12 protein-coding genes are annotated in these 12,442 nt (G+C 46.0%); 7 read left to right on the plus strand and 5 right to left on the minus strand.

Going from position 1 to position 12,442, the window contains the following annotated elements:
* Positions 1-203: 203 nt before the first annotated feature.
* Positions 204-863, minus strand: a complete 660-nt coding sequence (locus AC4PM4_RS26290) for a YheC/YheD family protein (protein WP_090954680.1) — start codon at positions 861-863, stop codon at positions 204-206.
* Positions 864-1,099: 236 nt separating this feature from the next.
* On the opposite strand from AC4PM4_RS26290, the gene AC4PM4_RS26295 reads away from it, so the two are divergent.
* Together AC4PM4_RS26295 and AC4PM4_RS26300 are read left to right on the plus strand one after the other, a co-directional pair.
* The gene (locus AC4PM4_RS26295; protein ID WP_063566109.1) at positions 1,100-1,354 is read left to right on the plus strand and encodes a hypothetical protein; all 255 of its coding nucleotides are present in this window, start codon (positions 1,100-1,102) and stop codon (positions 1,352-1,354) included.
* A gap of 26 nt (positions 1,355-1,380) precedes the next feature.
* Positions 1,381-2,907: a Ppx/GppA phosphatase family protein gene (locus tag AC4PM4_RS26300; protein WP_090954681.1), complete on the plus strand. Its 1,527-nt coding sequence runs from the start codon at positions 1,381-1,383 to the stop codon at positions 2,905-2,907.
* On the opposite strand, the gene ppk1 is transcribed toward AC4PM4_RS26300, so the two are convergent.
* Positions 2,867-4,948 carry a polyphosphate kinase 1 gene (gene ppk1, locus AC4PM4_RS26305; protein ID WP_063566111.1) on the minus strand — a complete coding sequence of 694 codons (2,082 nt, stop codon included), beginning with the start codon at positions 4,946-4,948 and terminating at the stop codon, positions 2,867-2,869. The genes AC4PM4_RS26300 and ppk1 overlap by 41 nt on opposite strands.
* A 247-nt stretch (positions 4,949-5,195) precedes the next feature.
* Between ppk1 and AC4PM4_RS26310 the strand changes: the two genes are divergently transcribed.
* From AC4PM4_RS26310 to AC4PM4_RS26320, 3 genes are all read left to right on the plus strand, one after another.
* Positions 5,196-5,423 (plus strand): hypothetical protein, encoded by a 228-nt coding sequence (locus AC4PM4_RS26310; protein ID WP_072735535.1) that lies wholly within the window; start codon positions 5,196-5,198, stop codon positions 5,421-5,423.
* A 416-nt stretch (positions 5,424-5,839) separates the two neighbouring features.
* Entirely contained in the window at positions 5,840-6,820 is a 981-nt protein-coding gene (locus tag AC4PM4_RS26315) for a glycoside hydrolase family 53 protein (protein ID WP_231952713.1), read from the plus strand.
* Positions 6,821-7,307: 487 nt separating this feature from the next.
* Positions 7,308-7,817, plus strand: a complete 510-nt coding sequence (locus AC4PM4_RS26320; RefSeq protein WP_491614896.1) for a hypothetical protein — start codon at positions 7,308-7,310, stop codon at positions 7,815-7,817.
* A gap of 96 nt (positions 7,818-7,913) precedes the next feature.
* Here AC4PM4_RS26320 and AC4PM4_RS26325 read toward each other — a convergent pair whose 3' ends face one another.
* Entirely contained in the window at positions 7,914-8,555 is a 642-nt protein-coding gene (locus tag AC4PM4_RS26325; RefSeq protein WP_079696673.1) for an NAD(P)-dependent oxidoreductase, read from the minus strand.
* 218 nt (positions 8,556-8,773) lie between these two features.
* A complete protein-coding gene (locus AC4PM4_RS26330) occupies positions 8,774-9,130 on the minus strand; it encodes a HesB/IscA family protein (protein ID WP_064635713.1) in 357 nt (118 codons plus the stop codon).
* A gap of 628 nt (positions 9,131-9,758) precedes the next feature.
* Between AC4PM4_RS26330 and mqnE the strand changes: the two genes are divergently transcribed.
* Together mqnE and AC4PM4_RS26340 are read left to right on the plus strand one after the other, a co-directional pair.
* Positions 9,759-10,865 (plus strand): aminofutalosine synthase MqnE, encoded by a 1,107-nt coding sequence (gene mqnE / locus AC4PM4_RS26335; protein WP_063566115.1) that lies wholly within the window; start codon positions 9,759-9,761, stop codon positions 10,863-10,865.
* A 221-nt stretch (positions 10,866-11,086) separates the two neighbouring features.
* Positions 11,087-12,148: an NAD(P)/FAD-dependent oxidoreductase gene (locus AC4PM4_RS26340; RefSeq protein ID WP_063566178.1), complete on the plus strand. Its 1,062-nt coding sequence runs from the start codon at positions 11,087-11,089 to the stop codon at positions 12,146-12,148.
* Here the strand turns inward: AC4PM4_RS26340 and AC4PM4_RS26345 are convergent.
* A complete protein-coding gene (locus AC4PM4_RS26345; protein ID WP_063566116.1) occupies positions 12,145-12,399 on the minus strand; it encodes a YuzB family protein in 255 nt (84 codons plus the stop codon). The two genes, AC4PM4_RS26340 and AC4PM4_RS26345, sit on opposite strands and share 4 nt — an antisense overlap.
* Between the last annotated feature and the right edge of the window lie 43 nt (positions 12,400-12,442).

Here is a 12,442-nt window from a genome sequence, read left to right on the forward strand (position 1 = left end):
AGTGTGGACAGTATTTATACACAGGATCGTAGCTTACCGAACAGAACGATTATCAGAGCATTTTTTTTAGAATAAATTCATAGTTTCAAGAGTTGATGCGAGTAAATTACCCTTAATTGTTAAATTTCAAACGTTTTCCATCTAGTTTCCTACTATATTACTATCGGATTTTCTTTGGATTTTTTTAGCTTTTTTAACCATTTTCATTGCGGTCTGGTGTTCACTTCCAAAATCCATATCTTGCCTGAATGATCCAGTCCATAATCGAAGCCGAGCTGCCCCACACCTTGGAACTGACTTTCCATGATATGTGTACAGGTGAGTGTCAGTGAACGCATCTCGCGACGTTTATGTTTACCGGAAATATGAGGTAAGGACAGAGCGAGCGCTCTCCTACCGGACAGCATCGTCCCTCCTTTGCTAAGATTGGTCACGACAAGTCCCGGACGAGCGAGCCGTCCCACCATAGAACGAAATACCCAGCCTCTTTCCGTCTTGACAACTTTGACTCTGTAATCGATTGGTCTGCCTTGAATGGTTGCGAGATGAATGCCTTGTTGAATAAGGTATCTCCGTCTGGCTTTTACACGGATTAGGGAGCGGTACATCTGATCAAACTGAGTAAATGAACGGGTTATCTTCATATGAGTATAACGATAGGCTCCTCCGCTTGCTGATACTCTAATGACACCGTAACCTCCACCACCGACAATAGGTTTGATATACACCATTCCATAATGACTAAGCATGTTTAGCAGATTCCCCGAGTTGAACGCCTTCGTCTGTGGAATGTGGACAGCAGCTACCGGATATTTTAACAGCGCCGCTGTCTTCAGCCATTTGCTTGCAAGCTGTCTCGACATGGGTTGATCTCCTTTCGTGAACAATAGTCCTTCCTTATACATACTCAACAGAAGCCGTGCTTTCTTGGATGTCTGTCCAAGGCTGGGGCCCCTTTTCCGTTGATATAGTCCATCAGCTTGGTTCAAGGCCGGAACAGGCGCCTGGTTTGCTTTTCAAACGCATCAATCTATCGTATGCTACTAAGGAATGGTTTGGAGAGGCTTAAATATGAGGATCTAAGGAGCGTTCAGAAGACATGGAATCATTTTTCAAATCACTGTATGGCGTAGCCTATTTTGCAATTTCTATCGTTCTGGTAGCCATTACGGTACTTCTATTCGTTACAGGTATTCGACTGTTTATGAAGAAAAGCAATCGCGGTTTTGCTGTAAGTTGTATTCTGTTTGCCTGCTTTATCGTCTTCATCATTGTGGTCATGCTGACCACGCCCTTCTCCTCGACGCCTCCGGGTTCACCGGAAGCCATGGCTGCCTTGCTAAAAGTCGGGTAGATTAACCTCTGTAGAAGGAGATGCTTATGACACATAACGAAATACTCGGAATCATCGATATCGGCTCCAATTCCATTCGTCTGGTTATTTATGAACTCGACCAGGATGGAGCCTATCGCATCATTCATGAAGACAAATATGCCGCTCGTCTAAGCAATGTGGTTGAACAAGACGGAACCATCCTGCGACATTCACTGGATAAGGCCATTACGATTTTGCGACAATTCAGGGCTACTTGCGAAGCATATCAAACCAAGCTTATCCGGGCTGCAGCTACGGCTGCCATTCGGAATGCAGGTAATGCCCCAGAAATTATAGGTTGGTTGGAAGCCGAGACGGGACTTACCATCGAATGTGTATCCGGTGATCAGGAAGCCTATTACGGTTTCCTAGGTGTCACTCAATCGATTGATCTGGCGGATGGTTATGTCGTGGATATTGGCGGCGGCAGTACCGAGATCACTGTATTCCGTAATCGAAAAAGACTGCACAGCATCTCTCTGCCTATTGGTGCGGTTAACTCTCATGCCCGTTATGGTGGGGAAGATCAGTGGACTGAGGCAAATGCGGCTGCACTATGTAATGAAGTTATACAGGCATTAAGCGATCAGGATTGGGTTACACAGCATCCCGGACTACCTCTCATTGGACTTGGTGGCACCATGCGTACACTGGCCAAAGTGGAGCAGAAGAGAACACAATACTCACTACCGGTTACGCATCATTATGAAATCGGTGCAGAAGAGATGGAAAATATCGCTCGTTCTTTGCCACATCTAACCTCGGCACAACGCAAGAAAGTACCCGGACTTGCCAAGGATCGTGCCGACATTATTGTTCCAGGTGTACTCATATTGCGGACGGTCTTCCGAATCATCCAAGGGGATCGTTATGTCGTGAGCGGAGCGGGATTACGCGATGGTTTGCTAAGGGATCTCCTTGCTGAAGGTAAGCCAGTCGTGCCAGATGCGCTGCGGGACAGCATTCGCAACTTCATTCATTTTGGTCCACCCATTCCGGAGAAACGTCTGAATCGGATTCATCATGATGCACTTACTCTGTATACTGCCCTACAAGGTAATGCTCCCGATCCAGCGGATGCCCGAATTCTGTATACGGTCTCCATGCTGCACATGGCTGGAAAACAGATTAACTACTTCCGGTATCCCCAGCACTCGGCTTATTGGATCATGAATGCAAGCATCTACGGACTATCTCACCGGGAGACCATCCTGAGTGCTGTTGCAGCCGATTATCATCCCAAAAAAAGAACGCCCCAGCTGCTGCATAAGCACAAGGACATTCTCAAGGATTCGGACGAACGGCATGCCCATCGTTTGGGCTCTCTGCTGCGCGTGACTGAAGCGATTAATCGATCTGAAAGTATAACCGCCATAAAGGCGGCAAAAGAAAACGACTCGCTGCAGATACAATTCATCTGTACAGCCGAGCCGTTACTGGAACTCAGTGGCCTTGACGATGCCGTCAAGGATTTACAGGAAGCTTGGGGAGTTACGTTAACGCACTCCATTCAGCAGGCTTCCAGGGAATAATGCCCATCGCCTCCGTCTGACTTCTCAGCGGGGGCTTTTCATTTTGTACAAAAACATAATTGCCGCCAGGCATAAGCTCTCTTGCCTTCACATTATCCATGAGCGACAGATTCAATATATCTACCAGCATCTTCTTCAACTCCGGATCAAACACGGGACACATCAGTTCTATTCTCCGCTTCAAATTACGGGTCATCCAGTCTGCGCTGGATAGATACACATCCGGATTCCCGCTATTTTCAAAATAAAACAGTCTGGAGTGTTCCAGAAACCGGTCCACGATGCTGATCACCCGAATATTCTCACTAAGCCCCTCTACCCCGGGACGCAAGCAGCATACACCGCGCACGATCAGATCGATCTGTACTCCAGCTTGAGATGCCAGATACAATTCATCAATGATATCCTGATGGGATAAGGAATTGATTTTGGCAATAATCCTGGACGGTCTTCCCTTGAAGGCATGCTCCCTTTCCCGACGAATGAGCGCGAACAGTTCATCCTTCATGCCGTCAGGGGCGACGCGGAATGCTTGCAACGCTTTGGGTCCTGAATATCCGGTAATCTCATTAAACAATTCCGATGCATCCTCACCAATGATGGGATTGGAGGTAAACAGTCCTACATCGGTGTATATTTTGGCCGTACTTTCATTATAGTTACCTGTTCCAACATGCACGTACCTTCTCAGACCACTCTGTTCCCTGCGTACGACGAGAATAATCTTGGCATGAGTCTTTAATCCGACCAATCCATATACGACATGACAACCTGACTTCTCCAGCGTGCGGGCCCATGCAATATTCCGTTCTTCATCAAATCTGGCTTTTAATTCAACAACAACCGTCACCTGTTTGCCGCTCTCAGCTGCATGAGCCAGTGCGGGGATGAGACGGGAATCCCCATTCACCCGATATAACGTCATCTTGATCGCCATCACACGCGGATCTTCCGAAGCTTCCACAATAAAGTCCGTTACCGGTTCGAACGATTCGTATGGATGATGCACGAGCACGTCCCGTTTACGCAGCAGTTCAAAGTGACTTTCCCGAGGAAGGAACTCCAGAGGATACACAGGCTGTACCGGACTATATTTCAAATGAGAGAAGCCTTCCAGACTATCTACAAACCCGGCCAGAAAGCTCAAATCCAGTGGTCCATCGATCTCATACATAGGGTCTTGAATATCAAACTCTTCCTGCAACTCTAGCAACGCATCCGGGCGGAAATCCTTACAAATTTCCAGTCTTACCGGTGCTCCCCGGCGTCTGCGTCGCAGCTCCTTCTCAATCGCCTCAAGCAAATCCTCAGCTTCTTCTTCATTAATAGAAAGATCCGCATTGCGGGTCACTCTGAATTCCTGTACAGCCAGCGGCACATATCCGCTGAATAAGGTATGAATATGATGTTTGATGAGATCTTCAATCAGAATGAACGTTTTCTTTTTACTATTCGCCCTTAAAGGCGCCTGAACTACGCGCGGCAGATTGGAAGGCACCTGAACGATAGCCAAAAATGGCTCGCCCTCCTGCTCTTCTTCCTTCTGCAGCATCACGGACAGATATACAGATTTATTGTGTACCAGTGGGAATGGCCGGCTCGAATCGATAGCCATCGGTGTTAAAACCGGGAAAATGATCTCATGAAAATACTGGTCCATTGCTCGCTGTTGGGTCATATTCAGATCGGTATATTCCTGGAAATTCACGCCTTTCTTGGCGAGAAGACGAATGAGCTCCCGATAGGTTTTATATTGCTCGGCGACCATGGTCCCCGTTCGTTTAATCAATCTACGGTACAATCCGGCAGGGGTGTAGCCCGTAAAATCCTTTTGCGTAAATCCAGCCTTGATCTTCTCTTTCGTCTCCGCTACCCTTACACTTACGAACTCGTCCAGATTACTGGCGACAATACCAAGAAACCTCATGCGTTCCAGCAGAGGTGTTGTTGGATCTTGTGCCTCCTGGAGCACACGGCGATTGAATTCTACCCAACTTAAATCACGGTTAACGTAGTTACCTGTTTTGACATCTCTATGCATGTATGGCCTCCGAATTTGTTACATATCTATTCTTGGTTAGATGTTATGAACTAATTGTACTATTCGTGATTGGCTACAAGCGTCAGCGTAGTGTAAACGCTATGTAAAATTTATGTAAATGATACCTCATGACGATAACTTTTTCCATCCCTTTACAAAGAGCAGGAGACAGAGTAAAGTGATTTACAGTGTAAAATGTCCGGTTGCTGTCCACATTCTAAAATTGTTTTTGTTAAAGGAGTATATAATGAAATCGAATAAACCTAGAACGTTACAAAAAAATATAGAGTTTTTCACGGCTGCACTATCCCAATGCACGGTAACCGCATGGCAGGAAGATCCAGCTGGCGTATATTGTGAAGTAGGTCGCGGCATCGTAGAGCAGATCAGCGAAGACAGCGTGAGAATTCGCAACGATAACGGTACAAAGAGTCATTATGATCGGGATATCACGATGTTCCAAACCGAAAAATAAATTTTTCGTAAATATGAAAAAAAGACTAGCTTTCCGTAAAAGAGTGATGTATACTCTTGGCACAAGGAAAGGAGGTGCGTCAACATATCTAATCACATGTTGAACGTGTCCCTTACCCAATCCACTAGCTCAAATTAACTGATTCTGGTGGAGGCGCGGGATACGGATCAAGGTTTCAAAAAGCGCCACGGGTAGAAAAGCCGTCTTCGGACGGCTTTTTGTTTTGTCTTTTTTGGGGAGAGGTTGAAAAAACAACCAAAATATTGGAAATGGACCCTGTAGCTGAGTAAACAATGCTCGCTATAATTAGGTTGCAACTCAACCCATATTCGAGGAGGCATATTGCAATGTTCAAAAATGTAAGGGGTTTCAAAACATCCATCGCTCTGGTCTTTGTTTTGTTATTCACCTCCATTATGCTGCCCGCAGGCCAGCATGCCAGTGCAGCACCGAGCTTCGCCAAAGGAGCCGACATCAGTTGGGTGCCCGGGATGGAAGCGCAAGGCTACAAATGGAAAGACAAAAACGGCGTACAGCGTGATATTATTGATATTTTGAAAAATGATTACCAGATCAACTCCGTTCGTATTCGTGTCTTTGTTAATCCTTCGAACGATTATGGTAACGGTTACATGAACAAAGATCGTGCAGCTGCGCTGGCCCTGCGTGCCAAAAATGCAGGCATGAGTGTCATGCTGACGCTGCATTACAGTGATTCCTGGGCTGATCCGGGTCAACAAACGAAACCTGCAGCCTGGAAAAACTACACGTTCCAGCAGCTGATGGATGCTGTATGGAATCACACGCGTGAAGTTATGACGGCCATGCAGAGCAAAGGCGTAACCCCGGACTGGGTACAAATCGGTAACGAAACAAGCAACGGTATGTTATGGGAAGATGGAAAAGCATCCACCAACATGAAAAATTATGCGTGGCTGGTGAATACGGGCCATAATGCCGTAAAATCCATCAGCACCAGCACCAAAACAATTGTTCATTTGGCGGGCGGAGATGATAATGCCCTCTATGTATGGAATATCGGTGGTCTGATCGATAATGGTGCCAACTTTGACATGATTGCCATGTCCCTCTATCCTTCCGCTTCCGGCTGGAACACGGCTGTTACCAATGCTGTGAACAATGCCAAGGATCTGATCAACCGGTATGGTAAGGAGATTATCGTATCGGAAATCGGGATGGATAATACGCAACCGGCAGCCGGTAAAAGTTTTGTCGCAGCGATGAAAACGCAATTCCGCAACCTGCCAAACAGCAAAGGTAAAGGCGTATTCTATTGGGAGCCTGAAGCAACGCCGGGCTACAACGGTGGTTACAGCAAAGGTGCATGGCAGTCTAACGGCTTGCCGACCGTAATGTTGGAAGGATTTATCGACTAAACACGGAGATAAGTGACTGGTGAGCAGTAGGTGGCCGTTACGGGTACGGATCGTTCTTCTGATCGCTGTTATCCCCGGATTTTTTTGAATGTCCTATTTCATAGGACAAAATCCGGGGATAAAGGCGAACGCTACCGCTTCTTCAGAATCGATTCCGTCCCTCCACTACGCTCGCTGCTTATGAGACACTTCTAAAATGTGTTTAGTAGGAATTTGGGGTAGTAAAAAGAAAAGGCGCTGCTTCCGTTGGGGAGTAGCGCCTTTTTTTGAGAGTTGTAGTGAGTTGTTTGGGTTGGATGCTTTAAGCTAGGCTAGGTGGTTTGCTTCTTCAACTCAGTTAGATCGAATTCGTTGAATAGGTTTCATGTTAATTAGGAACGCTTGATGAATCTGAACGTAAATAGTCTTATCGCTCATATACTTATATAATATAAGATATAGAATTCAGACAGCACATGTGCAACCTTATTTCAAAGGTGGGGAATATATGGGATTTTTAAAAGAACTGGGTCAGTTTGCTGGAGAAGTTACCGGAAAAGTACTCGGCGGCACTGTCCGAGTGGCTGGAGAACTTACAGGCAGTCCATTCATTAAAGAAATTGGTAATGGCGTAGAAAAAGCTACGACTAATACAGGGAAAACCGTAGGACAACTTGCCAGCGGTACATATGATATGGCGAGTGGTGTGATCAGAAAAGACAACACAACTTTAGACGCCGGACTTGCCGATATTGGAGGAGCTGTTTCCAATACAGCTAAAGGCGTAGTGGTATCAGCTAAGTATGTGTATAACGGTGGCAAAGATGTTGTTGTCGGCATGAAAGACGAGGACATGGAGAGAGTTAAGCTCGGGGCCAAGAATCTAATTGCCGCTGCGGCAGTCACTACATTGGCTGTAGGACTCGTTGAGGTTGTAGATGGTGTTGAAAGTATGGAGTCGGCAGAGTCCGTAGAATTGATAGAAAATCCAAATACAGATGACGTTACACCTTCCTAGCATCGAGGATTTTAGAGCTTCAACTTCATACGAAAAAAATGGACGCTAATCAGTATAATGATTGGCGTCCATTTTTCATCTTCAAGTTCAATTCAATTACTTCGCTTCGCCTACAACCGTAAAGCGTTCATTCTTATGCTGCGGGTTTTCGATCTCATCGACCAAAGCGATGGCATAGTCAGCATAGCTGATGTAACTGTTTCCTTCGCTGTTCACCAGAATCAGATCTTTACCAGACTCGTACTTGCCTGTTCGTACACCCTCTGGATTAAAGAATCCCGCCGGGCTCAGGAACGTCCATTGGATACCTGAAGAAGCTTGCAGATCCTGCAAGTTTTTACCCTGGTTGGTCGCTGTTGCTTTGTATGCATCAGGGAATCCAGGGGAGTCTACAACACGCAAGGTTTGAGTTTCATCTGTGAACAGACTGCCTGCACCACCAACAACGATCAAACGAGTATTCGGCGCCTCTTTCAGAATGTTAATCAAGGCTTGTCCTGCTTCCACATGCAGATTCTCTTTACCGGCTGGAGCACCGAAAGCATTGACGATCACGTCGAATGATTTGGCATCCTCTGCCGTGAGGTCGAATACATCTTTTTCAAGTACGTTCAGACTTTTATCTTCCACTTTGGATGCATTACGAACGATCGCAGTCACTTCATGCCCTCTATCCAACGCTTCTTTCAAAATCAAATTCCCTGCTTTGCCTGTCGCGCCAATGATTCCAATCTTCATCATAATCTCTCCTTTGTGATTAGGCTCTGTTAAATTTCATAATGTAACTATATTAGTTACAACATAACTTGTCAACTTCACCTCTCTATAAAAAAGCGTCCAGGTGCCCTCTTAATATGAACAACCAAAATACATACCAAACCACCACGCAAAAAAAAGACCTCCATAACGTGATTAGTACAAGACTAATCCGCTATAGAGGCCGCAATTCACAAATATTAACAATCTTTATCCGGTACGCCTGCTTCTTCTCTCGTCCGGAAGGATGAGCCACAGCCGCATGTTGCCACTGCGTTCGGGTTGTGAATGGTGAAACCACCGGACATGCCGGATTCTTCAAAATCAATTTCCAGTCCATTCAAATATTTCAGGTTTTCCTTCTCTACAACAACCTTCATATTCTGAATATCCATATAGAGGTCCTCATCGGACTCTTTATCGTCAAAGCCCATGGCGTACGAAAATCCGGTACAACCGCCCGGTGCTACGCCAAGACGCAAGAACATACCAGGTGTCTCTTGCTGTGCAAGCATTTCTTTCAATCTGTCTGCAGCCGTTTCGCTGATGCTAATCATGCCAGGTCACTCTCCTTTTTCATATAAAATCATGTTCAAAAAGGGCGCTTTTCAGTACCAAGAAGATGGGATGAAGATAGAAATGGAGTAGCGGAGCGTAGGCAAAACTACGTGAGCAACGGACATTTCGGCTGAATCCCATATTCGACGCTGAGATGCCGCTAGGCATCCTTCGTAATCAAAAGTGTACTTTTTGAACAACCTTTCGTTAACTCTTCTTTAAATTATACTCCACCCCGTCAAGGGGCTCAAGTCATCTTTGCCTGTTTCCGCGTTCCCCCTTAACTCCTTTTTCTTCCCAGTGTATTGAACCCCCGGGACACGAGGTTTATAATGAGTAGGTGATCGCTTTGAAATGTCGATATTTTGTCATGACTTATTCAGGCGATGGTCATATATAGAGTTGTAATTTTTTTCACATTTCGAGACTGTACGCAGTCCCCAATGCATATAGAGTCACAAGACTCATTTTGATGAAAAATCAGCTTTACGTACGCAGCACAGGCTGCACCGGGTAAATAAGAGTTAGTTTATATAAGAAGCGGCAGATGACCGCATCTTTTCTATGTAGTTCTGTAAGTAAGTCCTACACACAACTCGATTCCGGTTAAGAATAGGAGGATACAAAATGTCTACATTGGTAACACCGTTCACAGACAAAAGAATGGCTGAAATCGTTGAGAAAGTGCAGAACGGCGTAAGGCTGACCGTAGAAGACGGCGTTTATCTGTATGAAACGGATGATCTGCTGACTTTGGGCCAACTGGCCAATGAGGCCAACCTGCGTAAGAATGGCAAGAAAGTTTATTTTATTGAAAACATGAGCCTTTATTTTACCAACGTATGCGAAGCCCACTGTGCTTTCTGTAACTTCCGCAAAGATCAGGGCGAAGATGGCTCTTACACGTTGTCCGGTCAAGAAATGATCGATTACGTAGAACAGCATATTCACCCAGGTGTACGCGAGTTCCATATTGTAGGCGGACATAACAACCATGTTCCTTTTCAATATTATGTCGATTCCTTGCGTGCTTTAAACGAGAAATATCCGGACGTTACGTTGAAAGCCTACACGGCTGCCGAGATTGATTTCTTCACCCGCATCAGCGGACTAAGCATCAAGGAAGTACTACAAGAACTGCAAAAAGCAGGTCTGAAATCACTGACTGGTGGCGGCGCTGAGATCCTGTCCGATGAATACCGCAAAAAAATGCGTGTAAACAAAGCGAACGTTGACCGTTATCTGGAAGTGCACCGTACTGCTCATCATTTGGGCATGCGTACCCATACCACGATGCTTTATGGATCCATTGAGTCCTATGAGGATCGCGTGAACCATATGGTACAAATTCGTGAACTGCAAGATGAGACCAACGGATTCATGGTATTTATCCCGCTCTCCATGCAGCCGAAAAGCAAAAACGCCAGCATCATGCGTCGTAACTCCGCATACGAAGATCTCAAAACGATTGCGATCAGCCGTCTGATGCTGGATAACATCGATCATATCAAAGCATACTTCATCAACATCGGTCCACAGCTGACTCAAGTCGCCCTTGGATTCGGTGCTTCGGATGCACACGGAACTATCGTTCGCGAACGGATTAGTCATGCAGCAGGCGCACTAACGCCTGAAGGCCTCACCCGCAAAGAGCTTATATGGTTAATTAAGGGTGCTGGACGTATTCCGGTTGAACGTGATACGTTCTACAATGAAATTCAAGTGTACGAATAGCATGTAGTATGAGCATCATTCCCATAAGCGACTTTCATTCAACTCGGGAGCGTTTGGCATGGAGTGGTGCGGATTACAGAAACATATCTGTAATTTTAAATGCCCATTTTCAATCATTTCAAATCCAGATTAAAAAAACAGGAGCAGCTATGTTATTGCATAGCTGCTCCACAGGTTACAGCCCCGTTCACACGGGACTGATGCAGAAAGGAAGCCGAGTCATGAAAAATTTCGTCATTCTCGGAGGCGGCTACGGTGGCCTCACGATTATCAAGGAACTTCTGGAAGGCAAGATCCCGTCAGATACACAAATCGTGTTGGTGGACCGCAGTCCCTTCCAAGGATTGAAAACTGAATATTACGCACTCGCAGCAGGGACCGTATCCGATTATGACCTGCGTATCCAATTTCCAGTCAGCGACAAAGTCACTTATCGTTACGGAGAAGTAACTTCGATTGACTTGGAACAGCGTCAGATTGAATTTGAAGGACAGGACCCTTTGGAGTATGACAAGCTCGTGATTGGACTTGGATGTACAGACCGATTCCACAATACGCCGGGAGCCGAGGAATATAGCTGTACAATTCAAAGCTTTAGCAAAACACGGGAAACCTACCTACGTCTTAACGAAGTCAAAGCTTATGGTAACGTGCATATCGTCGGCGGTGGATTGAGCGGCGTCGAGATCGCTGCCGAGCTTCGTGAGAGCAGACCGGATCTGAACATCAGCATCCTGGACCGTGGTGAACGTGTATTATCCGCTTTTCCGCAGCGCTTGTCCGCTTATGTTCATGAATGGTTTGGTGAACATCAGGTCGAGACACGTGGGCATATTGCCATTTCCCGACTTGAACCGAACGCCATTTTCAACCGGGATGAAGAAATTCTGACGGATGCGGTAGTCTGGACTGCCGGCATTCAGCCCGTAAAAGTCGTACAGGATCTCGATGTGACCAAGGATCCACAAGGTCGTGTCGTACTGAACGAATATTATCAAATTCCAGAATATACCGATGTTTATGTAGTAGGTGACTGTGCCAGCGTGCCTTATGCACCAAGCGGTCAGGCTGCCGAAGTACAGGGTGAACAAATCGCCCATATTCAGCATGCCCTCTGGAAAGGCGAAAAGCCCAATCCGCAGCCACTCAAGCTTCGTGGCACACTCGGTGCACTCGGCAAGAAGGCTGGATTTGGGCTGATGGGCAAAACGTCCATGATGGGACGTGTGCCACGTATTCTAAAAAGCGGCGTGCTCTGGATGTCCAAGCGTCATCTCGGTTAATCGAGATCCAGCTCATCCCAGGCATCGGCTTCGGCAATTTTGGCCAATATAGCGTTATATAAATCCTCCACTTTGTCGGTGATGACAAGCTCGCCATTCACCAGTGCAAATGGAGTCATGTAACATTGGCCGCAGTTGCTGAGGCAGCCGTATTCTATCACATCATAGTCTGGATTTTCTTCCAGTTGATCCATGACTTCATCTGTGCCAAAATGCATATTATTGGCACAAAATTCAATAATCGGTCTCATGTAGGTTCACCTGCTTTGTTTGACCATTTTAATTTGTGGCCAA

It is taken from the genome of Paenibacillus sp. MDV22-iso6 (assembly GCF_058408365.1).

Bases quoted from the DNA above. Each gene is read 5' to 3' on its own strand.
- AC4PM4_RS26290 (WP_090954680.1), bottom strand. From the start codon at position 863: ATGTCGAGACAGCTTGCAAGCAAATGGCTGAAGACAGCGGCGCTGTTA.
- AC4PM4_RS26295 (WP_063566109.1), top strand. From the start codon at position 1,100: ATGGAATCATTTTTCAAATCACTGTATGGCGTAGCCTATTTTGCAATT.
- AC4PM4_RS26300 (WP_090954681.1), top strand. From the start codon at position 1,381: ATGACACATAACGAAATACTCGGAATCATCGATATCGGCTCCAATTCC.
- ppk1 (WP_063566111.1), bottom strand. From the start codon at position 4,948: ATGCATAGAGATGTCAAAACAGGTAACTACGTTAACCGTGATTTAAGT.
- AC4PM4_RS26310 (WP_072735535.1), top strand. From the start codon at position 5,196: ATGAAATCGAATAAACCTAGAACGTTACAAAAAAATATAGAGTTTTTC.
- AC4PM4_RS26315 (WP_231952713.1), top strand. From the start codon at position 5,840: ATGCTGCCCGCAGGCCAGCATGCCAGTGCAGCACCGAGCTTCGCCAAA.
- AC4PM4_RS26320 (WP_491614896.1), top strand. From the start codon at position 7,308: ATGGGATTTTTAAAAGAACTGGGTCAGTTTGCTGGAGAAGTTACCGGA.
- AC4PM4_RS26325 (WP_079696673.1), bottom strand. From the start codon at position 8,555: ATGAAGATTGGAATCATTGGCGCGACAGGCAAAGCAGGGAATTTGATT.
- AC4PM4_RS26330 (WP_064635713.1), bottom strand. From the start codon at position 9,130: ATGATTAGCATCAGCGAAACGGCTGCAGACAGATTGAAAGAAATGCTT.
- mqnE (WP_063566115.1), top strand. From the start codon at position 9,759: ATGTCTACATTGGTAACACCGTTCACAGACAAAAGAATGGCTGAAATC.
- AC4PM4_RS26340 (WP_063566178.1), top strand. From the start codon at position 11,087: ATGAAAAATTTCGTCATTCTCGGAGGCGGCTACGGTGGCCTCACGATT.
- AC4PM4_RS26345 (WP_063566116.1), bottom strand. From the start codon at position 12,399: ATGAGACCGATTATTGAATTTTGTGCCAATAATATGCATTTTGGCACA.